The organism is Afipia massiliensis, assembly GCF_014203115.1.
In the GTDB taxonomy this organism is placed as follows: domain Bacteria; phylum Pseudomonadota; class Alphaproteobacteria; order Rhizobiales; family Xanthobacteraceae; genus Afipia; species Afipia massiliensis.
This window is the reverse complement of sequence record NZ_JACHIJ010000004.1, coordinates 57,847-81,088: the sequence shown is the minus strand read 5'-3', so window position 1 is coordinate 81,088 and position 23,242 is coordinate 57,847. Positions and strand designations below refer to the sequence as shown.

General features: G+C 55.3%; 19 protein-coding genes and 2 pseudogenes. 18 read left to right on the top strand and 3 right to left on the bottom strand.

Annotated features, from left to right (window positions below; all coding sequences use genetic code 11):
* Positions 1 to 139: 139 nt before the first annotated feature.
* Entirely contained in the window at positions 140 to 871 is a 732-nt protein-coding gene (locus tag HNQ36_RS14115) for a FadR/GntR family transcriptional regulator (protein WP_184086103.1), read from the bottom strand.
* A gap of 267 nt (positions 872 to 1,138) precedes the next feature.
* Between HNQ36_RS14115 and gor the strand changes: the two genes are divergently transcribed.
* The 12 genes from gor (at position 1,139) to HNQ36_RS14060 (ending at position 15,431) form a co-directional block, all read left to right on the top strand.
* Positions 1,139 to 2,524 carry a glutathione-disulfide reductase gene (gene gor / locus HNQ36_RS14110; protein ID WP_184086101.1) on the top strand — a complete coding sequence of 462 codons (1,386 nt, stop codon included), beginning with the start codon at positions 1,139 to 1,141 and terminating at the stop codon, positions 2,522 to 2,524.
* Between the two features lie 235 nt (positions 2,525 to 2,759).
* On the top strand, positions 2,760 to 4,301 hold the full coding sequence (locus HNQ36_RS14105) for a class I adenylate-forming enzyme family protein (RefSeq protein ID WP_184086091.1): 1,542 nt from the start codon (positions 2,760 to 2,762) through the stop codon (positions 4,299 to 4,301).
* Between the two features lie 46 nt (positions 4,302 to 4,347).
* Positions 4,348 to 5,796, top strand: coding sequence for an NAD-dependent succinate-semialdehyde dehydrogenase (locus HNQ36_RS14100; RefSeq protein ID WP_184086090.1), 1,449 nt, complete (start codon positions 4,348 to 4,350; stop codon positions 5,794 to 5,796).
* Between the two features lie 337 nt (positions 5,797 to 6,133).
* On the top strand, positions 6,134 to 7,768 hold the full coding sequence (locus HNQ36_RS14095) for an FAD-binding oxidoreductase (RefSeq protein ID WP_184086089.1): 1,635 nt from the start codon (positions 6,134 to 6,136) through the stop codon (positions 7,766 to 7,768).
* A 51-nt stretch (positions 7,769 to 7,819) separates the two neighbouring features.
* Positions 7,820 to 8,119, top strand: a complete 300-nt coding sequence (locus HNQ36_RS14090) for a glutathione S-transferase N-terminal domain-containing protein (protein ID WP_347339977.1) — start codon at positions 7,820 to 7,822, stop codon at positions 8,117 to 8,119.
* Positions 8,120 to 8,146: 27 nt separating this feature from the next.
* Positions 8,147 to 8,473, top strand: a complete 327-nt coding sequence (locus tag HNQ36_RS14085) for an NIPSNAP family protein (protein ID WP_184086087.1) — start codon at positions 8,147 to 8,149, stop codon at positions 8,471 to 8,473.
* A 30-nt stretch (positions 8,474 to 8,503) separates the two neighbouring features.
* On the top strand, positions 8,504 to 8,659 hold the full coding sequence (locus tag HNQ36_RS25950; RefSeq protein ID WP_210312043.1) for a hypothetical protein: 156 nt from the start codon (positions 8,504 to 8,506) through the stop codon (positions 8,657 to 8,659).
* A gap of 88 nt (positions 8,660 to 8,747) precedes the next feature.
* A complete protein-coding gene (locus HNQ36_RS14080; protein WP_184086086.1) occupies positions 8,748 to 10,190 on the top strand; it encodes an FAD-linked oxidase C-terminal domain-containing protein in 1,443 nt (480 codons plus the stop codon).
* Positions 10,191 to 10,208: 18 nt separating this feature from the next.
* Complete coding sequence (locus HNQ36_RS14075) at positions 10,209 to 11,396, top strand: FAD-binding protein (protein WP_184086085.1); 1,188 nt, start codon at positions 10,209 to 10,211, stop codon at positions 11,394 to 11,396.
* Positions 11,397 to 11,414: 18 nt separating this feature from the next.
* On the top strand, positions 11,415 to 12,716 hold the full coding sequence (gene glcF, locus HNQ36_RS14070; protein ID WP_184086084.1) for a glycolate oxidase subunit GlcF: 1,302 nt from the start codon (positions 11,415 to 11,417) through the stop codon (positions 12,714 to 12,716).
* 350 nt (positions 12,717 to 13,066) lie between these two features.
* The gene (locus HNQ36_RS14065; protein WP_184086083.1) at positions 13,067 to 14,704 is read left to right on the top strand and encodes an FAD-binding protein; all 1,638 of its coding nucleotides are present in this window, start codon (positions 13,067 to 13,069) and stop codon (positions 14,702 to 14,704) included.
* A gap of 43 nt (positions 14,705 to 14,747) precedes the next feature.
* A complete protein-coding gene (locus tag HNQ36_RS14060; protein WP_184086082.1) occupies positions 14,748 to 15,431 on the top strand; it encodes a glutathione S-transferase N-terminal domain-containing protein in 684 nt (227 codons plus the stop codon).
* 569 nt (positions 15,432 to 16,000) lie between these two features.
* On the opposite strand, the gene HNQ36_RS26575 is transcribed toward HNQ36_RS14060, so the two are convergent.
* A complete protein-coding gene (locus tag HNQ36_RS26575) occupies positions 16,001 to 16,294 on the bottom strand; it encodes a DDE-type integrase/transposase/recombinase (RefSeq protein ID WP_184086081.1) in 294 nt (97 codons plus the stop codon).
* Between the two features lie 604 nt (positions 16,295 to 16,898).
* Between HNQ36_RS26575 and HNQ36_RS14050 the strand changes: the two genes are divergently transcribed.
* The 6 genes and pseudogenes from HNQ36_RS14050 to HNQ36_RS14025 all read left to right on the top strand — a co-directional run.
* Positions 16,899 to 17,915 carry an ABC transporter permease subunit gene (locus HNQ36_RS14050; RefSeq protein ID WP_235098530.1) on the top strand — a complete coding sequence of 339 codons (1,017 nt, stop codon included), beginning with the start codon at positions 16,899 to 16,901 and terminating at the stop codon, positions 17,913 to 17,915.
* Entirely contained in the window at positions 17,915 to 18,820 is a 906-nt protein-coding gene (locus tag HNQ36_RS14045) for an ABC transporter permease (RefSeq protein WP_210312041.1), read from the top strand. Before HNQ36_RS14050 ends, HNQ36_RS14045 begins: the two co-directional genes overlap by 1 nt.
* Before the next feature lie 27 nt (positions 18,821 to 18,847).
* Complete coding sequence (locus HNQ36_RS14040; RefSeq protein WP_184086080.1) at positions 18,848 to 20,548, top strand: ABC transporter substrate-binding protein; 1,701 nt, start codon at positions 18,848 to 18,850, stop codon at positions 20,546 to 20,548.
* A gap of 82 nt (positions 20,549 to 20,630) precedes the next feature.
* Positions 20,631 to 21,611, top strand: coding sequence for an ABC transporter ATP-binding protein (locus HNQ36_RS14035; protein ID WP_184086079.1), 981 nt, complete (start codon positions 20,631 to 20,633; stop codon positions 21,609 to 21,611).
* Entirely contained in the window at positions 21,604 to 22,578 is a 975-nt protein-coding gene (locus HNQ36_RS14030; protein ID WP_184086078.1) for an ABC transporter ATP-binding protein, read from the top strand. Before HNQ36_RS14035 ends, HNQ36_RS14030 begins: the two co-directional genes overlap by 8 nt.
* A gap of 133 nt (positions 22,579 to 22,711) precedes the next feature.
* Positions 22,712 to 22,966 (top strand): annotated as a pseudogene (locus tag HNQ36_RS14025) (transposase); the annotation flags it as partial.
* Between the two features lie 74 nt (positions 22,967 to 23,040).
* Here the strand turns inward: HNQ36_RS14025 and HNQ36_RS14020 are convergent.
* Positions 23,041 to 23,202: pseudogene (locus HNQ36_RS14020) on the bottom strand (transposase); the annotation flags it as partial.
* Between the last annotated feature and the right edge of the window lie 40 nt (positions 23,203 to 23,242).

Below are 23,242 nucleotides of genomic sequence, written 5' to 3'. Positions count from 1 at the left end.
GAATGTCAAAATCCCTATTGTTTCTCCGGGGAGTCCGCAGATGAGCCTAGATGCCGCCCTGGCAAGGGATCAGTTCTGTATCCGGCCGCGCCACGAAGGATTCGAGCGGTTCGCTCGGATGGGATCTTTTGACGAGAGCCTATCGTCTTGCGAGTATTTTTGGCTCTCCCAACAGCGTCTCCCAAGTTTCTATGGTCTGGGACAGGTGCTCATTCATTTTCTGTTCTGCCTGACCGACGCGACGCCCCTCAATGGCATCAAGAATCTTGCAGTGATCTTCATAGGAGCTGCGACCGCGGTTGCGATCGGAAAAATAGATGCGGCGGCGTTGTCTGGATAGTTCATAGAATGATTTTACGACGCGGAGCAGGATATCATTTTTGGTGGCGGCAAAGATGGCCAGGTGAAATGCTTCATCTTCAAGCTCGATCGTCTGCTTTCTGGAGAGGCGCTTCTCGGTGTCGTTCAGAATGGTGCGAAGATCGCAGATGTTGGCAGATGTCCTACGAGTGCAGGCCAATCTGGCGGCCTGCACTTCGAGCATGCGTCGCACCTCGAAGACATCGGCGATTTCGTTTGACTGGAAAAGAAGGCCTGACTCGGCATAAAGGACGAGAGCCTCGATGCTGCTTTCGTTTGAATTTCGCAGGTATATGCCAGAGTTTGGCCGTCTCTCGATGACACGCATGGCTTCGAGAGCAGCCAGCGCCTCACGGACAGCGCCGCGACTTGTGTCGAACTTCTCTGCGAAGTCTCGTTCGGACGGTAGACGTTCAGCGGGCTGATAGTGGCGCTCGCGGATGAACGAGAGGATTTTTCCGATGGTGTTCGAGGGAGGCTCAGGATTGTTGGTTCGATTTCGTTCTGTCATTGCGTTTACTCTTTCTAGCCTGCGTCCAGGGAAGCCCGTCTGCTAAGCCGCCGCGCACCCGGGTGCCTGCAGATAGCCACCAATCTGAGTGATGTTCACTCTAGTCGATAGTTGATGATGTTGCAGTTACTTTGCGCGAATCCCGATCCGCAGGATAATAACGCTCTGCTAATTACGTCTTCGCACGGTCGATCGCTTGATTCCGGCGTACTGGTTATATAAGATTGGTATACCAAATAGGTACGACCGAAAAGAGCGCGCACTGGTATGTCTGATTTTGATGTCGATCTGTTTGTGATCGGCGGCGGTTCGGGTGGCGTTCGCGCCGCGCGGATCGCGGCCAGTTACGGTGCCAAGGTTATGCTTGCCGAAGAGTATCGCATGGGCGGCACCTGCGTGATCCGCGGTTGCGTGCCGAAGAAGCTGTTCGTCTACGCCTCGCACGTCCGTGAGGAAATCAGCGACGCTGCGGGTTTCGGATGGAGCATCCCCTCCGCGACGTTCGACTGGCCGGTGCTGGTCGCCAACAAGGATAAGGAAATCGCACGATTGGAGGCCGCCTATACGGCCAATGCCGAGAAGGCCGGGGCGCGGGTCGTCAAGGCTCGTGCGGTGTTCGAGGATGCGTATACGCTGCGCCTTTCGACCGGCGAAACGGTGCGGGCGAGATACATCCTGGTCGCCACCGGAAGCGCGCCGAGCCACGGCGCGGCCATTCCGGGCATCGAGCACGTCATCTCGTCGAACGAGGTCTTCCACCTGCCGACATTCCCGAAACGCATCGTGATCCAGGGTGGCGGCTACATCGCGCTGGAGTGTGCCTGCATCTTCGCCGGCCTCGGCTCCGACGTGACGCTGGTCTATCGCGGCGACAACATTCTGCGGGGGTTCGACGAGGACGTCCGCGCGCATGTGCGCGGAGAGGTCGAGAAGGCGGGTATCACCATTCTCACCGGCTGCACGGTGAGCAAGATCGAGAAGCACGGCGAGGTCTTCACCGCGTATCTGTCGGAAGGATCGCGCATCGCGGCCGATCAGGTGCTGTTCGCCATCGGCCGTCATCCGAACGTCAAGGGTCTCGGGCTCGAGAAGGCCGGCGTGGCGCTCGGTCCGACCAATGGCGGCATCGCCGTCGACAGCTTCTCACAAAGCAATGTGTCGCACATCTATGCGGTGGGCGACGTCACCAACCGGATCAATCTCACGCCGGTTGCGATCCGCGAAGGACATGCCTTCGCCGATACGGTGTTTGGCAAGCGTCCAGTACGCGTCGATCATCTCGATATTTCGACTGCGGTGTTCTCACAGCCGCAGGTAGGAACGGTCGGGCTGACCGAAGCCGAGGCGAGGGCGCGGTTCACTCACGTGGACATCTACAAGACCGATTTCAGGCCGATCAAGGCAACACTGTCGGGTAGCGGAGCTCGCGTCCTGATGAAGCTGATCGTGGATGGAACATCCGATCGCGTTATCGGGTGTCACATTGTCGGGCCGGAAGCCGCCGAGATCGTTCAGGCTGTTGCCATCGCTGTTAAGATGAAGGCGACCAAGGCTGATTTCGACGCCACCATGGCGCTGCACCCCACCTCTGCGGAGGAACTCGTGACCATGCGCACGCCGACGCAGCGTCACGTTCGCCAAGCGGCGGAATAGGCAGCTCAGAACTGTCTTTCCGCCCTGACATACCGGACGTCAGAAATCTGCGGATCGGCGCGGACTTGTCAAATACGGGTTGACAGGACTTAGTTAAATATACCAAATTGGTATTACCAATACGGCGAATAATTTCAATGATGGCGAACGCGCATCCCGCTATGACGAATTTTCATCGCGACGCGGATGCCGGTTGTTGAGTTTCAGCCCTGACCGGGAAGATGGATCGGCGAAAATGGATTTGATATCAAACCTGCCGCCCCGCATTCACGAGATACTTGATGAGGGTGCAAGGGGGGACGTTTCTCGCGTTGCGTTTACCGACGAACATGGTGTCGTATGGTCTTATCGCCGTCTGATCGACACGGTCGAGCTTGTTGCCATTGAAATGAGCCGGCTCGGTATTCGTCCGGGCGATCGAGTCATGATCGTGTGTGAAAATTCAATCGCGGCAATCGTATTGCTGTATGCGTTGAGTCGAATCGACGCATGGGCGGTCGTCACAAACGCGCGGCTCAGTCAGCATGAGTTGGACTTGATCGAGAACGACTGCCAACCGCGGCGTGTGTTCTATACTCATGCTATTTCACCTGAGGCAGATGCTCATGCATGTCGCCGGCGTGCCGATATCGAGTCGTTCATCGGGATAGGTGAGATGAAAATCGGAAGGCTTGATGCAGATTCTGTCGCGGAAAGGGTTCATCGGGATTCCTCACGGCAGGTTGCCGTTGTTATCTATAAGACGGGCACCACCGGGCGCCCAAAAGGAGTGATGCTTAGTCATCGCAGCCTTGCGTTTGTCGCGTGCCGCGGCAAAAGAACCGATACAATTCGTTCGGACGACGTCTCGCTGTGCGTGATGCCGATTTCCCATTCGTATGGGCTTACGCTCTTGCAGGGCATGCTTTTTGCGGGTGCGCATCTGAGAATCATGCCAAGATTCGCACTTGCGCAGGCGATCGATGCCATCGCCGACGGGGCGCTTACGATTTTTGCCACCGTACCAGCGTTGCTGTCGCGTATCGTCGCTCACGTCGATCAAGCTGGCCTTCAGCTCACACCGAACAGGCTCCGATATGTTTATAGTGGTACCGCTCCGCTGGACCTTTCATTGCGCCAGAACGTCGAACGTGTGTTCGGGGTGGTTCTCCACAATGGTTATGGTCTCACCGAAACGTCGCCCACGATCAGCCGGACGCAGTACGCAATGGGCAGAGACGAAGTCAACATTGGTCCCCCCATCCCAGGAGTCGAGATCAAGATTGTCGGAGCGGACGGTCATGAGGTTGAAGAGGGTTTGCCGGGAGAACTTCTCGTGCGAGGACCAAATGTCATGCTTGGCTATTATGGCCAGCCGGAGCTTACCGCAGAGGTTATCGATGAGCAGGGCTATTTGAAGACCGGCGATATTGTCAGCCGCAATACGAGCGGCGAATTGATCGTCCAAGGCCGATCAAAGGAATTGATCATTCGCTCGGGGTTCAATGTGTACCCGCCTGAGATCGAAGCGGTTCTCAACACGCATCCGACGGTTCTCAACTCTGCCGTCGTTGGACGATCGGTTGAGGGCAATGAGGAGATCATAGCCTTTGTGCAGCCGGTTCCTGGAGGTTCCGTCGAGACCAACGACCTGTTCACGTTCATCGAGGGACAGTTGGCCAGATACAAGAAGCCTCAGCAGATCATCGTGATGCAGCAGCTGCCGGTCGCGCCAAACGGCAAGATCAGAAAGCATGATTTGAAGAAGTACGCTGAAGCGTCGGCGCTTTCGGTCTAGTCATTCCAAATCGTTTAATCCCCATCGAAGGCCAATGGACATCGCCATGAAGCAGGAACGGACCTATCCGGACGTCAAAATGTTCATCGACGGGGCCTGGTGCGACGGGTCGCAAGGCAAAACTGGGGCCGTGCTGAATCCAGCGACCGGGCTTGCGATTGGGTGTGTTCCGCACGCTTCTATTGACGACCTTGATCGCGCGTTGGATGCCGCATCACGCGGCTTCAGTATATGGCGCAAGACGTCGGCGTTCGACCGCTACAAGCTCATGCGGTCGGCTGCCGAAAAGCTGCGCGAGCGGTCCGGTGAAATCGCTCGCATTCTTACGCTCGAGCAGGGAAAGCCCCTGGCGGAAGCGAAGCTGGAGGTGCTGCTCGGCGCGGACATCATCGACTGGTTTGCCGAGGAAGCTCGTCGATCCTACGGCCGCGCTATTCCTTCGCGTTCTGAGGGGGTGCAGCAATTCGTGATCAAGGAGCCGGTCGGGCCGGTGGCGGCGTTCACGCCGTGGAATTTTCCGATCAATCAGGCCGTCCGCAAGATCTCTGCTGCAATCGCGGCTGGTTGCTCCGTGATTCTCAAGGGGCCAGAGGAGACACCGGCCAGTTGCGCTGCTCTGGTGCAGGCCTACGCCGATGCCGGTCTGCCACCCGGCGTGCTCAATCTGGTTTTCGGCGTGCCCGCTGAGGTATCTTCCTATCTGATCGCTCACCCGCTCATTCGCAAGATTTCCTTCACCGGCTCGACCCAGGTCGGCAAGCAGCTTGCCGCTCTGGCGGGAAGCCATATGAAGCGTGTGACGATGGAATTGGGAGGCCATGCGCCGGCGCTCGTGTTCGGCGATGCGGACGTGAAGGAGTCAGCCAGACTGCTGTCTGCAGCGAAGTTCAGGAACGCCGGCCAAGTTTGCGTCTCGCCCACGCGTTTCATCGTGCACAAAAGCGTCTACGAGGAGTTCGTCGATCACTTCACGTCGGCTGCGAAGAATCTGGTCGTTGGCGACGGTCTTGATGCAGCGAGCCAGATGGGTCCGCTGGCCAATCATCGCCGCATAGAGGCGATGGAGGCCTTTATCGCCGACGCTATCTCGCGCGGCGGACGCGTCAGAGCGGGCGGAAAGAGAATCAGAAACGAGGGATTCTTCTTCGAGCCGACAGTTCTTACGGATGTCTCGCTGAACGCGCGCATCATGAACGAAGAGCCCTTCGGCCCCGTCGCCCCGATCAGCGCCTTCTCTGATCTGGATGAGGCCATAGCGGAGGCAAATCGTCTTCCATTTGGCCTCGCTGCCTATGCCTACACCAAATCGGCTTCCGTCATTGCTGCCATCAGCACGGGAGTCGAAAGCGGAATGATGTCGGTGAACCATCATGGCCTTGCGCTACCTGAAACGCCGTTTGGGGGCATCAAGGACTCCGGTTATGGCTCGGAGGGAGGGATCGAAGCCATGGAGGCCTACTTGAACACCAAGTTCATAACTCAAATGAACGGTTAGCCTCACGCCGGCAATCGCTTGGCCTCGAAAGAGGCGCGAGATTCCCTCGCGAAATCAAACTCTGAAGATGTTCAGAAGCCTGAATCTGCGGGCTCGCTTGGCTGTGTCCGCATCAACGAAACGCGGGCCCAGCCACTGCAATGGTGGTCTACGGCGATGATGAAATCGAGCAGCCATTGAGTATGCGCTTGACAAAAAGCATCGTTTGGGTCTTTTTGGTAAGACCAATTTGGAAGGATCGGTAGGCTACCGTAGGTTTCTTTCCCGAGTGTCGGGAAGATGAATCAGTTCGGGTGGCTTTCTAGTTTAACACGAGCGAGAAGCAAGGAGCGAAGCAATGAATGCACCGATAAGCGCGCCAAAGGGGCGCAGGAAGTTCTGGAGCTGGGGCTACGAAGGCCAGGATATCCCGCAGTCTGAAGTCGATTCGATGCACGAGCGGGTTGCGAAGCGCCTCGGGATGACCGACTTCACGATTCTCACAGATCCGACTCTTGACGAAATTGAGCTTCGTGCTCCGCGGATTCAGCCACCCGCCTCTTTGGCGAGTTTTTGCACAACCGAAAAATGGGATCGCGTTGCTCACACGTACGGCAAGAGCTTCCGCGACCTGGCAATGATCTACAAGCGCAAGTATCCGAATCCGCCGGACATCGTGGCGTATCCTCGCGACGAAAAGGATATTGCGGCCGTTCTCGACTGGTGCGGCGAAAATGGGTACGCGGCCGTGCCTTTCGGTGGCGGATCGAGTGTCACAGGCGGTATCAATCCGCCGGATGACGGTCGCTACAAAGGAATCGTGACGATTGACCTTGAGAATTTTAACCAGGTGCTTGAGGTGGATCCGATTTCACGCGCCGCTCGCATTCAAGGCGGCACGTTCGGTCCGTCGCTTGAGGCGCAGTTGAAGCCGCACGGGTTCACGTTACGCCATATTCCCCAATCTTGGGAGTTTTCGACCCTCGGCGGTTGGATCGCCACGCGCTCCTCCGGGCATTATGCGACCCACCTGACGCACATCGACGATATGGTGGAAAGTCTGCGCGTTGTGACGCCGACCGGCACCATTGAGAACCGCCGTTTGCCGGGATCCGGCGCCGGCCCGAATCCTGACCGCGCCTTTATTGGTTCGGAAGGAACCCTCGGTATCATCACAGAGGCGTGGATGCGTCTGCAGGGTCGGGTGGTCTTTCGTGCCAATGCTTCTGTCTCCTTCAAGACCTTTTACGAGGGGGCAAAGGCCGTTCGCCAGATCACCCAGGCAGGTCTCTATCCTGCAAACTGCAGGTACCTGGATGAGAAGGATGCTTTCTTCTATGGAGCTGGCGATGGCACCGAGTCTATGCTCTTGATCGGTTATGAGTCGGCGGATCATCCGGTCGATGCGTGGTTGGAACGGTCTCTAGAGATTTGCCGAGACTTTGGTGGCACGGTGAAGCAAAAGGCCGGATCCGGTGGCGAGGCCCTCGAAACCAGTCGCTCGGGTGCGCAGGGGAGTTGGCGCAATCAGTTCCGATATCTTCCGTATCTCATGCATGTGCGTGCGGCGATGGGTATCGTCAGCTTCACCTTCGAGACGGCCTATACTTGGGACAAGTTCGAATCGCTCGATACCGAGATTATGCGTCGAGTGGCTGAAGCTCAGAAAAGAATCTGTGGCGGGGGCATTGTTTGCCGGCGCTTCTCGTTCCTTTATCCAGATGGACCCGCGCCGTATTACTCAATTATGGCTCCGTCTTCCCATGAGAAGAACCTCGAACATTATGCGGCGCTGAACAAGGTCGCTTCGGACGCCCTGCTGGAGCTTGGTGCCACCATCACGCACCATCATGCCGTCGGACGCAGCTTCCGGCCTTGGTACGACAAGGAAATCGATCCGGGCTTCATCCGCATGATGAAGGCGAGCAAGCGGGAGGTCGATCCGAACTGGGTGCTCAACCCTGGCATTCTTTTCGACAGACCGGCGTCGTAATCTACCTGTCATGTCATTCGGATCAATCAAATGAAGTTGCCGCTATAATCGATCTTTGACTTCTGGACCACGCCGAATGGATACAAGGTCACGATAATGCTGGCCGAACTCGGCCTGCATTATTGTGTTCTGCTGATTGACATCACTAAGGACGATCAATTTCGTCCGGAATTTCCGAAAATCAGCCCGAACAATAGGATACCAGCCATCATCGATCATGATGGACCTGTAAGACGAGGGTTTCCGATTTTTGAAACGGGGGCGATCCTTCACTACCTTGCGGAAAAGACCGGCAAGCTGCTTCCTGGAGGCAGGACGATGACGATTGAGGTCGGAACAGATCGATCATAACGATACTGAAGAAAGAGGAGCATTCGCTTGATTTACGAGATGCGCGTCTATCGCTGTGTACCAGGGCGTTTGCCTGAGTTGCTCAAGCGTTTCGAGACCACTACGCTTAAGCTGTGGGAGAAGCATGGCATCAGGCCGGCGGGGTTTTTTACCACGCTAGTCGGAACATCGAATCAAGAACTGACCTATTTCCTGGCATGGGGTTCGATGGCTGAACGTGAGAAGAAGTGGACGGCTTTCGCCACCGATCCCGTATGGGCCTCAGCTCGAGCCGAGAGTGAGAAGGACGGTCAGATCGTCGACAACATCGTCAATCAGTTCCTGCAGCCCACGGCGTTCTCTTCTGTGAAATAGTCGCCCGTTGCACCCTTGCGCTCGCTCGCAATGGCTTGGTCGTTGGTCGCCAAGGCAGCGTGCGGATTGGATTTCATCATCCTCGGCGAATTCGGCTACCTCGATGTGCCAAAACCTAAGTTTCAAGAGAGGCTTGCTGTCATTGCTGTGGATGGCACCTGCCTAACGAACGCGGCGGACCGCTAAGATCATGAACGTTACCTTAGGCGAGGCCAACGTTTCCCACGCTGAAGATTGAAGCCTCATCGGAAATGTCGCGATGTAAGAGGTGTTTATGAGTGCTATCGCATTTTCTGAACCAGACAAAACAGTTCTCAAACGTCGCGATGAAATCGTCGAGCGTTTGGCAAGTTTGGTTTCGTCCGATGGCCTTATCACGGATAGAGATGAATGTAGGGCGTATGAGACCGACGCGCTCGCGGCCTATCGTAAGATGCCACTAGCCGTTGTATTGCCGATCTCGACGGATGAAGTACGCTCCGTTCTCAAGTTTTGCCACGACAATGACGTGAAGGTCGTGCCACGCGGTGCAGGCACCTCCCTTGCGGGAGGGGCTATTCCGACGGAGGACGCGATCGTGCTTGGGCTCTCAAGAATGAGCCGCGTGCTCGAGATCAACTACGATGATCGCTTTATTCGGGTCGAAGCGGGCGTTACCAACCTAAGCATAACGTCCGCAGTGGCGGACAGAGGCTTTTTCTACGCGCCAGACCCGTCATCCCAGCTTGCTTGTACCATTGGCGGCAATATCGCCAATAACTCGGGCGGTGCGCATTGCCTGAAATACGGCGTTACGACAAACAATCTTCTCAGCGTCAGAATGGTTCTGATCGATGGAACGATCATCGATCTAGGTGGAAATGGTCTCGATAGCGGTGGCCTGGATCTACTGGGTGTTGTGGTGGGGTCTGAAGGTCAACTCGGGATCGTGACCGAGGCTACCGTCCGGATACTGAGATCGGCCGAAGCCGCACGTCCCGTTCTGTTTGGATTCCCCTCATGCGAGGGAGCCGCCAACACAGTTGCAGAAATTATCGCCGCCGGAATCATTCCGGTTGCAATCGAATACATGGACAGAGCTGCGATCGAGATATGCGAGGCTTTTTCCAAGACCGGGTATCCTCTCGACGCGGAAGCTCTTCTGATCATCGAAGTGGAGGGCTCGAAAGCAGAAATGGACGCGACGCTTGACCGTATTATTTCCATTGCGCGAGCCAATGGCGTGCAGACGATACGGGAGAGCAAATCCGCGATTGAAACCGCGGCGATCTGGAAGGGGCGGAAGTCAGCGTTTGGTGCGACTGGGCGCGTTGCGGACTACTTGTGCATGGACGGAACCGTGCCGACGGGCAAGTTATCCTACGTGCTCGCACAGATCACCGAGATCGTGAAGCGCTATGGATTGCGTGTAGCCAATGTCTTCCATGCCGGCGATGGAAACATGCATCCTCTCATTCTCTATAACGCGAACGATCCGGCGGAGCAGTCGAAAGCAGAGGCCGCGGGCAACGATATCCTCAAGCTTTGCGTTGAAGTCGGTGGTTGTCTCACCGGCGAACACGGCGTCGGTCTTGAGAAGCGCGATTTAATGCGTCACCAATTCAGTGAGATCGATCTTACCCAACAAATACGCGTGCGTGCAGCGTTCGATTCAAAATGGCTGCTCAACACGGAAAAGGTGTTTCCCATTGACTGCCGAAACAAAAATCAAATGTAACGCTGGACGAGATGGGCAATGTCAGGAGATCTGAAGCCGCGCGACGAAAAGAACCTGTCTCAATCGATCAGGATGGCAGCGACGGAAAAAATGCCGTTGATTGTCAGCGGTGCGGGTAGCAAGTCGGGTATCGGCCGGCCGAATGGGTATGCAATGTCTGTTACAACGCAGCGCATGCAGGGAGTATCGATGTATGAGCCGACGGAGTTGGTGATCGGAGCTCTTCCTGGAACACGGTTGTCCGAGATCAACGAGGCACTTGCAACGCAGAATCAAATGCTGCCGTTCGAGCCGATGGACTATCGGCTGCTTCTCGGTGGGAGCAATGAGCCGACGATCGGCGGAATTGCAGCGGGAAACGTTTCTGGCCCGCGACGTATCATGGCAGGAGCCTGCCGTGACAGTTTGATTGGTATCCGGCTGGTAAATGGCCGCGGCGATATCGTGAAATCGGGTGGACGGGTCATGAAGAACGTCACCGGTCTCGATCTTGTAAAGCTCAGTTGTGGGGCGTGGGGTACGCTCGGTGTGTTCAGCGAGGTTACTTTCAAGGTTTTGCCAAAACCGGAAATCGCGTCCTCGCTGGTGCTGTGCGGGTTGAGTGATGCGACGGCAATCGCCGCATTGACGACGGCTCTGGGATCTCCATTTTCCGTTTCCGCTGCAGCGCATCTGCCGAAGGGCGTGGTGTTGGACCCCATGACCATTGTCCGCATCGAGGGGTTCGCGCCTTCCGTGGCGTATCGTTGCGGCGAGATCGCCAAGCTTTGGCGGCCATATGGAAAGGTAGATGTGCTGGAAGGGGAGGTGGGCACAGATATTTGGTCTGATGTGCGGGATGCGCGATGGCTGGCGGATCCTGAAGACAGTGCCATATGGCGGCTCTCGCTGGCCCCGTCGAAAGCAGCCGGTATTGTTGCCTGTATCAAGCGGATACTCGATGTGCGTCATTTCTATGACTGGGGCGGCGGCTTAGTTTGGCTCGCTGTTAACGCGTCAGAGGATGCGGGCTCCAAGGTGATCCGGGATGCAATGCGAGGCCTCGGCGGCCACGCGACGCTTTTGCGCGCAACGCCGGAGATTCGAAATAAGGTGGATATATTTGAGCCGCTTCCACCTTCGCTCGCAGAACTGACTCGAAGGATCAAGTTTGCGTTTGATCCTGACCGTATCCTTAATTTCGGAAGAATGTACTCGGGCATTTGAAGCGAAGATCGGAATCCCATGCAAACGAACTTCTCGCTGACGGCGCTCGCCGAGCCGCACATGAACGAGTCGGAGAAGATTCTTCGCGCCTGCGTCCATTGCGGTTTTTGTATTGCCACATGCCCGACCTACCTGCTGCTGGGAGACGAACTCGACAGTCCGCGCGGGCGAATCTACCTCATCAAGAATATGTTCGAGAATGAGAAGCCGGCGAGCGAGAAGGTCGTCAAACATGTGGATCGCTGCCTGTCCTGTCTCTCCTGCATGACCACATGTCCGTCCGGGGTGCACTATATGCATCTGGTGGATCATGCGCGGGCCCACATTGCGAAGACCTACAAGCGCCCTTTGGTCGATCGTGTTCTGCGGGGCATGCTGGCGGCGGTGCTGCCGAATCCGAAACGACTGAGATTGGCGCTATTGTCGGCGGCCGCGGTCAGGCCGATGAGGAAATGGCTCGCTGGGCTTCCGGGCGGCGCGCAGTTCTCCGCCATGCTCGATCTTGCTCCGGCTCTAAAACCACGGAGGTCCGCTCCCCAGGAATTGGTCGCGCAAGATAGGCGCGGCAGGGTCGCAATATTGACGGGCTGCGCCCAGCAGGTCATCGACCCGAACATCAACGACGCTGCGATCCGGCTGCTGAATCGTCATGGCATCGAGGTGACAAGCCCGCGCGATGAGGGATGTTGTGGGGCTCTCGTACATCATATGGGTTACGAGGAATCGGCGCTGGAGGCAGCCCGGCGCAACGTCGATGCCTGGACACGGGAGCTTGACGAGAGCGGGCTCGATGCCATCATTATCACAGCGTCAGGCTGCGGAACGACCATCAAAGATTATGGATACATGCTTCGCGAGGACAAGGCATACGCCCGTAAGGCTGCGCGCATTTCCGCACTCGCGCAGGATATCTCGGAGTATCTCCATAAACTTCAGCTCCAGGAGCCCGTTAGGACTACGGGGCAGATCGTCGCGTATCATTCGGCGTGCTCGATGCAGCACGGTCAGCGCATCGCGGATCAGCCGAAGTCCCTTCTGACGCAGATGGGATTTGTCGTGAAGGACGTTTCTGAAAGCCATATCTGTTGCGGTTCGGCGGGGACCTACAATATTCTGCAGCCCGAGATTGCAAACCGACTCCGGTCACGCAAGGTAGCGAACATCGAAAAGATAAGGCCGCAGATCATCGCGAGCGGGAATCTTGGGTGCATGACACAGATCGGTGCCGGGACGGCTATTCCGATAGTTCACACCGTGGAGTTGCTTGATTGGGCTACTGGCGGTCCCTTGCCCGGTGCCATGAAGGACCGCTTCAGCTAAGGGGCGTGATCTGCGTTGATAAGTTTAGACCAAGCTGAATAAATTTTCCGGTTAGGCTGATACTGAAGGGAGTCCGACTGATGAAGAACTCTAAGTTTAGTGATCAGCAGGTCGCCTTTACGTTGCAAGCCTTTTTGCGCGGATGAAGGTTCTTCCAATGATAGCCACATCAAGGTCGGAAATTGTCGATTAATACCGAAAGTGCTCTTGACAGTCAGCCTCGCTACTTTATGGTGGTAGTACCAATTTGGAAGGCGAGCGCAGAGAACAGTCAAGCCTTTCGCGAGCCCTGCTCGTAAGTAAACGCAAAAAGTTGCTGCCAGCAGCTTATGAATTGAGGAGAAGCGAACGTGAACGTACCCATAAGTGCACCCAAGGGACAACGCAGGAAATTCTGGGGGTGGGGTTACGAAGGCCAGGATATCCCGCAGTCTGAAGTTCTTGCCATGCAGCAGCGAGTTGCAAAACGGTTAGGAATGACCGATTTCACGATTCTCACCGATCCGACTCTTGACGAAATTGAGCTTCGTGCTCCGCGGATTCAGCCACCCGCCTCTTTGGCGAGTTTTTGCACAACCGAAAAATGGGAGCGCGTTGCTCACACGTACGGCAAGAGCTTTCACGATCTGGCGATGGTCTACAAGCGGCGATTTCCGAACCCGCCGGACATCGTTGCGTATCCTCGCGACGAAAAGGATATTGCGGCCGTTCTCGACTGGTGCGGCGAAAATGGGTACGCGGCCGTGCCTTTCGGTGGCGGATCAAGCGTCACGGGCGGTATCACTCCCCCAGATGACAGTCGTTACAAGGGTGTAGTCACTATCGATCTTGAGAATCTAAACCAGGTGCTTGAGGTGGATCCGATTTCACGGGCCGCTCGCATTCAAGGCGGCACGTTCGGTCCGTCGCTTGAAGCGCAGTTGAAGCCACACGGGCTCACGTTGCGCCATGTTCCGCAATCCTGGGAGTTCTCGACCCTCGGCGGTTGGATCGCCACGCGCTCCTCGGGGCATTATGCGACCCACTTGACCCACATCGACGATATGGTGGAAAGTCTGCGCGTTGTAACGCCGACCGGCACCATTGAGAACCGCCGTTTGCCGGGATCCGGCGCCGGCCCGAATCCTGACCGCGCCTTTATTGGTTCGGAAGGAACCCTCGGTATCATCACAGAGGCGTGGATGCGTCTGCAGGGTCGGGTGGTCTTTCGTGCCAATGCTTCTGTCTCCTTCAAGACCTTTTATGAGGGGGCAAAGGCCGTTCGCCAGATCACCCAGGCGGGGCTGTATCCTGCAAACTGCCGTTATCTCGATGAGCAGGATTCTCTCTTCTACGGAGCTGGCGATGGCACCGAGTCAATGCTCTTGATCGGTTATGAGTCGGCGGATCATCCGGTCGATGCGTGGCTGGAACGGTCTCTAGAAATTTGCCGAGACTTTGGCGGCACGGTGAAGCAAAAGGCCGGATCCGGTGGCGAGGCACTCGAAACCAGTCGTTCGGGTGCACAGGGGAGTTGGCGCAATCAGTTCCGATACCTTCCGTATTTGATGCACACCCGCATGGCGATGGGGATTGTCGGTTTCACCTTCGAGACGGCCTATACTTGGGACAAGTTCGAAGCGCTCGATACCGAAATATTGCGTCGAGTGGCTGAAGCTCAGAAAAGAATCTGTGGCGGGGGCATTGTTTGCCGGCGCTTCTCGTTTCTCTATCCAGATGGACCTGCGCCGTATTACTCGGTCATGGCTCCGTCTAGCCATGAAAAGAACATTGATCATTATCAAGCCCTGTCCAAGGTTGCTTCAGATACTCTGATTGAGTTTGGCGCGACGATTACTCACCACCATTCCGTGGGCCGTAGTTTCCGTCCTTGGTACGACAAGGAGATCGATCCGGGCTTCATTCGCATGATGAAGGCGAGCAAGCGGGAGGTCGATCCGAACTGGGTGCTCAACCCCGGCATTCTCTTCGACAGGCCTAATGCCTAATCCGCACAACGCTATCCATTCGATTGTTTCACAGGAAGTTCGTATGATTGATCTCTATTTCTGGACGACGCCGAATGGATACAAGGTCACGATAATGCTGGCCGAACTTGGCCTGCATTATCGTGTTCTGCCGATCGACATCACTAAGGGCGATCAGTTCGGCGCGGAGTTCCTCAAGATCAGCCCGAACAACAAGATTCCAGCCATCATCGATCATGATGGACCTGGAGGACAAGCGCTTCCGATTTTCGAAACGGGGGCGATCCTTCTCTATCTTGCCGAAAAGACCGGCAAGCTGCTTCCTGCAGAGCCGCGAGCACGAATGGAAGTGGTTCAATGGTTGATGTTTCAGATGGGTGGTGTCGGGCCGATGCTCGGTCAAGCACATCATTTTCGGCGCTATGCGCCGGAGCAAATACCGTATGCGGTCGAGCGTTACACGAAAGAGGCCGCCAGACTGTACGGCGTGATTGATCGTCGCTTGGCCGATCGTGAATATCTCGCCGGCGACTACTCGATCGCGGATATTGCGACTTTTCCTTGGATTCGTCCCTACCGGTGGCAGGGGCAGGAGCTGGACTCCTATCCTAATCTCAAGCGGTGGTTCGATGCCATAAAGGTGCGTCCTGCGGTGCAGGAGGGGCTCGCTGTTATGTCCGACACGAAGAAGTGGGATGCAAAACCGGGCACGGAATCTTGGAAAAACATGTTCGGTCAAAAAGTCTGACAACCTGCTGTCGCACAGGTGAGCAGCGGATAGGGTGTCCTCGTCGCTTTTAGGCTTGGGTTACGAATGCGATGTAGGGGCCCCAAGTTGAGTCCCTAGACGACTAAACCAGCAACGCTACGATGGTTTATGTGAACCTTCCAAACTGAGCTTGCCGAAAATAACGGCTGGCTCATTTTTTTGGTTAAACGTCGGTCATGAATGGCGATGCTCAGCTTGCATCGGAAGGATTGGTTCAAATAAGGCTAATGTTCCCAACGCTCGGTGTCGCCATCAGTGACGATTTACCGCCGTGATGTTTCAGGTCGATCGCGCGCTCCCGCATGTGTATGAGCTGTTTCCGGCTATCTGAACAGAAGCTCCGCATCGACAAGTGGAGTCTCTGCCGACGTTAGGCTGCCGTGCGGAGCAGCGGCGGAATGAAGTCGGCTTAATCCGGCGTACTACCGCGGCTGTTAGTCGAGATAGTGGCCGATCGAGTTAAGCGTCTCGCTGACGCTGCGTAGGCTCACAATATGCCCCTCGTACTCGAGGCCGCACCACAGCCGTTCGACAAACACATTATCCGGCTAAGCCCTCTTACCGTCCATGCTGGTGCCAACGCCGTTGCTGGCCAGCACACCGGTGAAGGTCGCACCTGCGAACCCTGGTCGATGTTTGAATATTTCCGGCCTGCCATGACGCTCCAAAGCATTCTCTAGAATCTCGACGTAGAATGCCGATTCCATCGTGATCGATAGCCGCCGCGCAAGAACCCGACGGGTTGCCCAGTCAAGCAACGACAGCGAGATACATGAAGCCACGCGCCATCGGATATAGGTGACGTCCATCGCCCAAACTTGGTTTGGACGCGTGATCACCATGCTGCGTAGCAAATATGGATAGATCTTGTGGCGGGGCTCAGGCTTCGTGGGGGACGGACGGTGGTAGAGCGCTTCTGTCCCCATTGTCTAAATCAGCATTTTGACGTGCCGGCGGGCGATCTTGCCCCCCGCCCTTGGCGACTGGCAGGCCTTGAAACATCCGCGAGCCCGCGGTTGGAAATTTCTAATGCAATTGGGCAAGGCGCCGCATGGTCGCGAAGTTGGTCCAAGACGCGGGGCTGGCAGATAATAAACGTTACTACGGCTCATCTTTAAAACTTCCGCCTGCCGGGTTAGCTGCAAGCAACGCAGTTGACATAGCAATCAATCGTGCACATTATTGGTCGTTCCAAAGTGGAGATACCAATCGGAGTGAGCCAAATTTGCATGGCGCATGCTATTCATGACTGGCTATCGAGTGCCCACCAACAGGTGTGATGGTTTTGGATGCGCATGCACCAGCATGCGCATAAGAGGGTGGAGTTTAGATGCGACAGCTGCCCGTTGGCTATGGGAGATACGACATGCGGGCCCGAAAAACTGTTTCAGGCTATCGAAGCGTTCCATTGGTTGCTGATTTTGCAGTCTGGAGGCTTACTGGAGCGTGCGCGGCCATTTGTCACTCAAGTTTCTTGCTTTCCAAACTTGCAGAGGTGCAGTTGTGATAGGGGGATATGTCGCGCGTCGCATTCTCGCTCTTATTCCCACGCTCTTCTTTGCCAGCCTGATTGTCTTCTTCACTATTAGGCTCATACCTGGAAGCGTCATTGATCTGATGTTGTCGCAAAATGACGGGAGTGCGTCCGGATTACCACGCGCTCAATTGGAAGCGGCGCTTGGTCTCGATCAGCCAATATACATTCAATACTTTCGCTGGCTCGGCTCGCTTCTGTTGCACGGGAACTTGGGAAACTCGCTCTGGACCGGTGCGCCCGTTATGGACGAAGTCGTCCATCGCCTTCCGGTTACGTTTGAATTAGGCGCCATGGCGCTCATCATTTCGTTGTCAATTGGCGTCCCGATTGGGGTTTACGCGGCGTTGCGTCAGAACACGATCGGCGATTACATTTTCCGTAGCGTTTCAATCTTGGCACTCGCTATTCCGGGCTTTTGGATTGGTACGCTGGTGGCGGTACTCCCTGCTTTGTGGTGGGGTTGGTCGCCAGCAATCAGCTATGTCTCACTATTACAAGATCCCGTTGCACACTTGGTGCAGTTGTTGGTCCCGGCTCTGATTCTAGCAATGGCGTCATCCGCGCTCATCATGCGGCTGACCCGAACAATGATGCTGGAGGTATTGCGGCAGGACTATATCCGTACTGCTTACGCCAAAGGTTTGCCGGTTAGGACGATCATGGTGCGCCATGCACTGCGCAATGCATTGATTCCGGTCATAACTCTCATCGGTCTTTTGGCTCCCTTACTGTTTGGTGGCACAATCATTATGGAGCAGATTTTCGCAATTCCCGGCATGGGACTCCTTTTGCTGGAGGCTGTTGGCAACAGGGATTATCCAATGATTACCGGTGTTTTTCTGATAACCGGCGTTGCTGTCATAATCATCAATTTGTTGGTCGATTTGAGCTACGGATGGTTTGATCCGAAGGTGCGGACACGCTGATGACCGAAATCACTTATCGTTCGAACTCCTCCGGTACACAGTTTATGCGCAAGCTCAGCACGTTTCGATCTTTTGTGGTTCGCTTATTCCGTGAAAACCCGTTGGGTGCGATCGGCGCCGTTGTCTGCCTAATTTTCCTGTTCGCTGCTATCTTCGCTGACCTGTTAGCGCCATATGGCTTCAACCAGATTATGCCGAGCAATCGGATGAAGCCGCCCAGCTGGCAGTTCTGGTTCGGTACCGACCATCTCGGCCGCGACGTATTTTCTCGCGTTCTTTATGGCGCGAGGCTGTCGATCATTGTTGGGCTATCCGCATCAATGCTTGCGACCATCATCTCTGTCGTCATTGGCATCATAACCGGCTACCTTGGTGGCAAGATCGATATGATTGCTCAGCGCTTCGTCGATGCATGGATGAGCTTTCCCGACATCGTCATTCTGATCGTCGTAGTGGCGGTCGTCGGCCCCGGCATGCTCCAAATCATCCTTGTACTTGGTTGTCTGTATGGGGTGGCAGGCTCACGCATCATTCGCAGCGCGGTTTTATCAGTCCGCGAGCAGAGCTTTATTCATGCCGCTCAGTCAATCGGTGGATCGAATACACGTGTGATTTGGCGTCATATTCTGCCGAACGTCATGCCTCCGATTATTGTGTTGTTCACGATGCGTGTTGGCGCGGTGATACTCGTAGAGTCCGCATTGTCTTTTTTAGGGCTGGGCGTTCCGCCTCCTACGCCGACGTGGGGCGGTATGCTCACGGGAAGTGCTCGCAACTACATGCATCTTGCGCCATGGATGGCGATAGCGCCGGGCATATGCCTGACGATTGTGGTCTTTAGCGTCAATATGTTTGGTGACGCACTACGCGATCTGCTGGACCCGCGGATGAGTGGAACTCGTTAACGATATTAGAAACTTAAGGAGGAAAAAATGCGAAACCAAGTGTGGCGTAAGCAGGTTGGCGCAGGGCTAACTGGCTTACTTCTCTTTGCAAACACAGCTATCGCTCAAACGATGGAAACTCCGAAATACGGCGGTACCCTGGAAGTCGCAAGCGTCTGGACTGCGCTTCCGGCTCTTTCCTGGGACAATTACGACTGGCAATGGAAACATAATCACGACACCGGCCAGATCTACGAGCAGCTCTTTGCGGCTGATATATCTCAGGCGAGGAGTCGCGGTGGAAAGGACTCATTGGTCCTTGATGCCTTCATTTCAAATAAAAGCATGCGTGGAGAGCTTGCGGAGAAATGGGAGTGGGAGAATCCTCTTACGCTCAAAATCACCTTGCGTAAGGGAGTGATGTTCCCGGATAAGCCTGGTGTTATGGCCTCGCGCGAACTCACCGCTGATGACATCCAATACACCTTCAATCGGCAAAATTCGAGTCCGAAGAAGATGGACGGAATTTATGACTATGTGACGAGCGTGAAAGCGACGGACAAGTACACTGTCATTTTCAATTTGAAAGAATACAACGCTGAGTGGGCTTACCGGTTCGGGTACGGATACTATTCAGCTATCATCCCTAAGGAGGTGGTTGATGCAGGTGCCGCTAACTGGAAAAACGTTAATGGTAGTGGCCCATTTACGCTGACAGATTATCTGTCCGGAAGCTCCACTACTTACGCGAAGAACCCGATCTATTGGGATGCCGAGACGATAAACGGAAAGCAGTTCAAACTCCCTTACGTTGACAAACTCGTATTGCGATCCATCAAGGATACGGTGACTCAAACAACAGCACTGCGGACCGGTAAACTCGACATACTTGAGGCTATTGGTTGGGAGGACGCCGAAAGTTTGAAGAAGAGCACCCCGAGTCTCAAATGGAATCGATGGCTAGCTACCAGCGGAACATTCTTGGCAATGCGTGTTGATACCAAGCCGTTCGACGATGTCCGTGTTCGCCGAGCGATGAACATGGCGATCAACAAGGAAGAGATTATCAAGGCTTACTACCAAGGCAATGCCGAGATGCTGGGTTTCCCGCAATATAAGGAGTTTGGTGAATACTACGAAGGTCTCGATAAGCAGCCGGTGAGTGTGCAGGAGCTATTCAAGTTTAATCCCGCGAAGGCCAAAAAGCTGTTGGCTGAAGCGGGGTATCCGAATGGCTTCACGTTCAAAACGCAGGTGTGCTCCTGCACTTCCAGTCACATGGAGCTGTTGCCGCTGATCGCGGGCTATCTGGAACAGATCGGTGTGAAGATGGAAATCCAACCGATGGAATACGCGGCGTTCCTATCGGCAATGACGTCGCGGACTAATGCAGCCGGGTACTTTATGAGCAACGGTCGGTCCAATCCTACGCGAACGTTGCACAGGAGCTTCGTCGCCGGTCAGGTCTGGAACCCCTCACAATGGAACGATCCCGCCTTCAACGTTAAGATGGATGAGGTTTACCGTGAGAGGGACGAGAGTAAGCGCATCGTGATGGTCCGCGAAATGACGACGGATATTCTCGACAAGGCACCATACATCTGGCTGCCAACGCCTTACGTGTTCACAGCCTGGTGGCCGTGGGTAAAGGGCTATGAGGGCGAGCTACGTGCGGGCGCCGAGCGTCCAGGTCCAATCTATGCGCGCATCTGGCTTGACCAGGATTTGAAGAAGAAGATGGGCCACTAAATGCAGTTCGTGTTGAAGGTGGGCAGAGGCTAATATTGACAGCAGTGCTTGAGGCACTGCTGTCGTATCTAGGAGTAAAGATTTGGCGAGTACACCTCTTCTTCAGGTTCGCAACCTCACAACTCAATTTGGAAGTGGTGCAGGGGCGTTCACCGCTGTCAACGATATCACATTTGATGTCAGCGCCGGCGAAACGGTCGCAATCGTGGGTGAGAGCGGATCTGGCAAAAGCATCACTGCGCTGTCAATTCTTCGCCTCGTGCCTAACCCCCCGGGTCATATCGTCGCTGGAGAGGTTGTGTTTGAAGGCATTGACCTTCTAAAGCTCAGCGACGCGGAGATGCGAGCGGTGCGCGGCAATCGTATAGCCATGATTTTTCAGGAACCCATGACGTCGTTGAATCCATCTCTAACCATTGGCCTGCAGATAGCGGAGCCCGTCAATTTACACAAAAGAATGCCGTGGAATATGGCCTACAAGAAAGCAAAGGAGTTGCTAGAACGAGTACGAATGCCTGATGCGCAAGGCCGACTTAACACCAATCCGCATCAGTTTAGCGGCGGCATGCGCCAGCGGATCATGATTGCGATGGCGTTGGCATGCCAGCCGAAGTTGATCATCGCTGACGAGCCGACTACTGCGCTGGACGTTACGGTGCAAGCACAGATTCTTGGACTTCTGAAGGAACTCGTACACGAAACCGGGGCGGCATTAATCCTGATCACGCACGATCTCGGCGTAGTCGCGAGGTATGCAGACCGTGTCTGTGTAATGTACGGCGGCAAGATCGTCGAAACCGCCAATGCAGGCGATCTCTATGAACAGCCGATGCATCCCTATACACGTGGCCTAATGGCCTCGATCCCGCGGCTTGATCAGCCTGCCGGCATGCGGCTTGTGCCGATAATCGGACAGCCACCCAATCTAGCACAATTACCGTCGGGGTGCGCATTCAATCCGCGTTGCAGCGAGGCGGCTGAGCGTTGCCGGCGCGACATCCCAAATCTTATGAAGGTCGGCGATGATCATTCACACGCGTGCTGGATGGTGCCCCATGGTTGACAACATTCTTGAAGTCGAGGCGTTAAAGGTCCACTTCCCTGCCCGTGGCGGATTTCTACAGCGTGAAGCCGACCCGGTGAGGGCAGTAGATGGCGTTTCGTTTTTCGTGCGAGAAGGCGAAACGCTTGGGCTCGTTGGGGAGAGCGGCTGCGGAAAATCCACGACGGGTTTAGCGGTACTGCGGATGTTGCCAGTCATGAGCGGCAAGATCACCTTCGAGGGTATCGATATAACGAACTTCGACCAGCATGAGATGCGGCCGATTCGGCGCCGTATGCAGATGGTTTATCAAGACCCCTTCGGATCGCTTGATCCACGAATGTCGATCGGCGATATCGTTAGTGAGCCGCTTGAGATCCATCGTCTGCATAACAACAAAGCCGATCGACGCGACCGCGTCCTTGAGCTGTTGCTGATGGTTGGGATTCGGCTTGACATGATCGAACGCTACCCACATCAACTTTCCGGCGGTCAGCGCCAGCGTGTAAGCATTGCGCGCGCGCTGGCGGTTGAACCACGACTCTTGATCTGCGATGAGCCAGTTTCCGCTTTAGATGTGTCGATCCAAGCGCAGGTCGTCAATCTGTTCCAGGAGTTGCAAGAAAAGCTAGGTCTTTCTACCATTTTTGTAGCACATGATCTCGCGGTGGTCCGCCATGTTAGTCAGAGGGTCGCAGTGATGTATCTCGGTATGATTGTGGAGATCGCATCTAGGGATGAGCTGTATGCAAGCCCGAAGCATCCTTATACCAAGGCATTAATGGCGGCAATTCCAGTGCCGAATCCTGTTCTTGAAGCGAGCCGAGTACACCAGACGATCGACGGCGAAATACCTAGTGCGCAGAGGCCACCAACCGGTTGTCGTTTCCACACCCGATGCATCCACGTGATGCCGATCTGCAGCGAGATAGCGCCGGAGCTACGCAGCGAAGGAAACAGCAGCGTTGCTTGTCACCTCTACTCCTGAGCAATGCAGCACTTGTTCCTACGCATAAATTTGCTCGTGCCAAAATGAGTTTCATGCGATGAAGAGTCGCTCTGAGCTGCTGCCGGTTTGATGGACATCAGGTTTTGGTGTTTCATGAAGCTGAAAACGGGTCATGCGGAGACGAAGATTCCGCCGAGGGTTCAAGCTTGAGCCGATCAGGCTAGTCAGGGAGCGCGAGGTATCGGTAGCACAAGCTGCCCGCGACCTGGACGTTCATGAGAATGTCCCGCGCAAATGGGTAGGGAAGTTCGACTCCGATCCGGTTCAGGCGTTTCCGGGCCATGGACAGATGAATCCGGAGCAGCAGGGGATTGAGCGACTGCGGCTCGAAGTTAACAAGCTAAAGGCTGAGCGGGATATCCTAAAAAATCCTTGGTGGATTCAACCGGTGAACGCAACACCTTGCGCGAGCTTAGCGCCGGGCGTGATGACGCCATGTGGTTTCATCTCCGAGGGCACGAGCCCGGCGTACTTCTTGCGCCAGTTGTAGAAGGTTGCTTCGCTGATCCCCGCCTTGCGACAGACCTCGGCAACGGCTGCGCCATCTTCTGTCTGCTTCAAAACAAATGCGATCTGCGCTTCTGAAAACTTCGATGCCTTCATGGAACTCTCCTTGTCCCCGTCCGGGGATCATAAGTGGAAA

Excerpts from the sequence above, each read along its gene's own strand:
- HNQ36_RS14105 (WP_184086091.1), top strand. The coding sequence starts at position 2,760 with ATGGATTTGATATCAAACCTGCCGCCCCGCATTCACGAGATACTTGAT.
- HNQ36_RS14080 (WP_184086086.1), top strand. The coding sequence starts at position 8,748 with ATGAGTGCTATCGCATTTTCTGAACCAGACAAAACAGTTCTCAAACGT.
- HNQ36_RS14060 (WP_184086082.1), top strand. The coding sequence starts at position 14,748 with ATGATTGATCTCTATTTCTGGACGACGCCGAATGGATACAAGGTCACG.
- HNQ36_RS14045 (WP_210312041.1), top strand. The coding sequence starts at position 17,915 with ATGACCGAAATCACTTATCGTTCGAACTCCTCCGGTACACAGTTTATG.
- HNQ36_RS14040 (WP_184086080.1), top strand. The coding sequence starts at position 18,848 with ATGCGAAACCAAGTGTGGCGTAAGCAGGTTGGCGCAGGGCTAACTGGC.
- HNQ36_RS14115 (WP_184086103.1), bottom strand. The coding sequence starts at position 871 with ATGACAGAACGAAATCGAACCAACAATCCTGAGCCTCCCTCGAACACC.
- gor (WP_184086101.1), top strand. The coding sequence starts at position 1,139 with ATGTCTGATTTTGATGTCGATCTGTTTGTGATCGGCGGCGGTTCGGGT.
- HNQ36_RS25950 (WP_210312043.1), top strand. The coding sequence starts at position 8,504 with ATGGCTTGGTCGTTGGTCGCCAAGGCAGCGTGCGGATTGGATTTCATC.
- glcF (WP_184086084.1), top strand. The coding sequence starts at position 11,415 with ATGCAAACGAACTTCTCGCTGACGGCGCTCGCCGAGCCGCACATGAAC.
- HNQ36_RS14095 (WP_184086089.1), top strand. The coding sequence starts at position 6,134 with ATGAATGCACCGATAAGCGCGCCAAAGGGGCGCAGGAAGTTCTGGAGC.
- HNQ36_RS14030 (WP_184086078.1), top strand. The coding sequence starts at position 21,604 with ATGGTTGACAACATTCTTGAAGTCGAGGCGTTAAAGGTCCACTTCCCT.
- HNQ36_RS14100 (WP_184086090.1), top strand. The coding sequence starts at position 4,348 with ATGAAGCAGGAACGGACCTATCCGGACGTCAAAATGTTCATCGACGGG.
- HNQ36_RS14075 (WP_184086085.1), top strand. The coding sequence starts at position 10,209 with ATGTCAGGAGATCTGAAGCCGCGCGACGAAAAGAACCTGTCTCAATCG.
- HNQ36_RS26575 (WP_184086081.1), bottom strand. The coding sequence starts at position 16,294 with ATGGTGATCACGCGTCCAAACCAAGTTTGGGCGATGGACGTCACCTAT.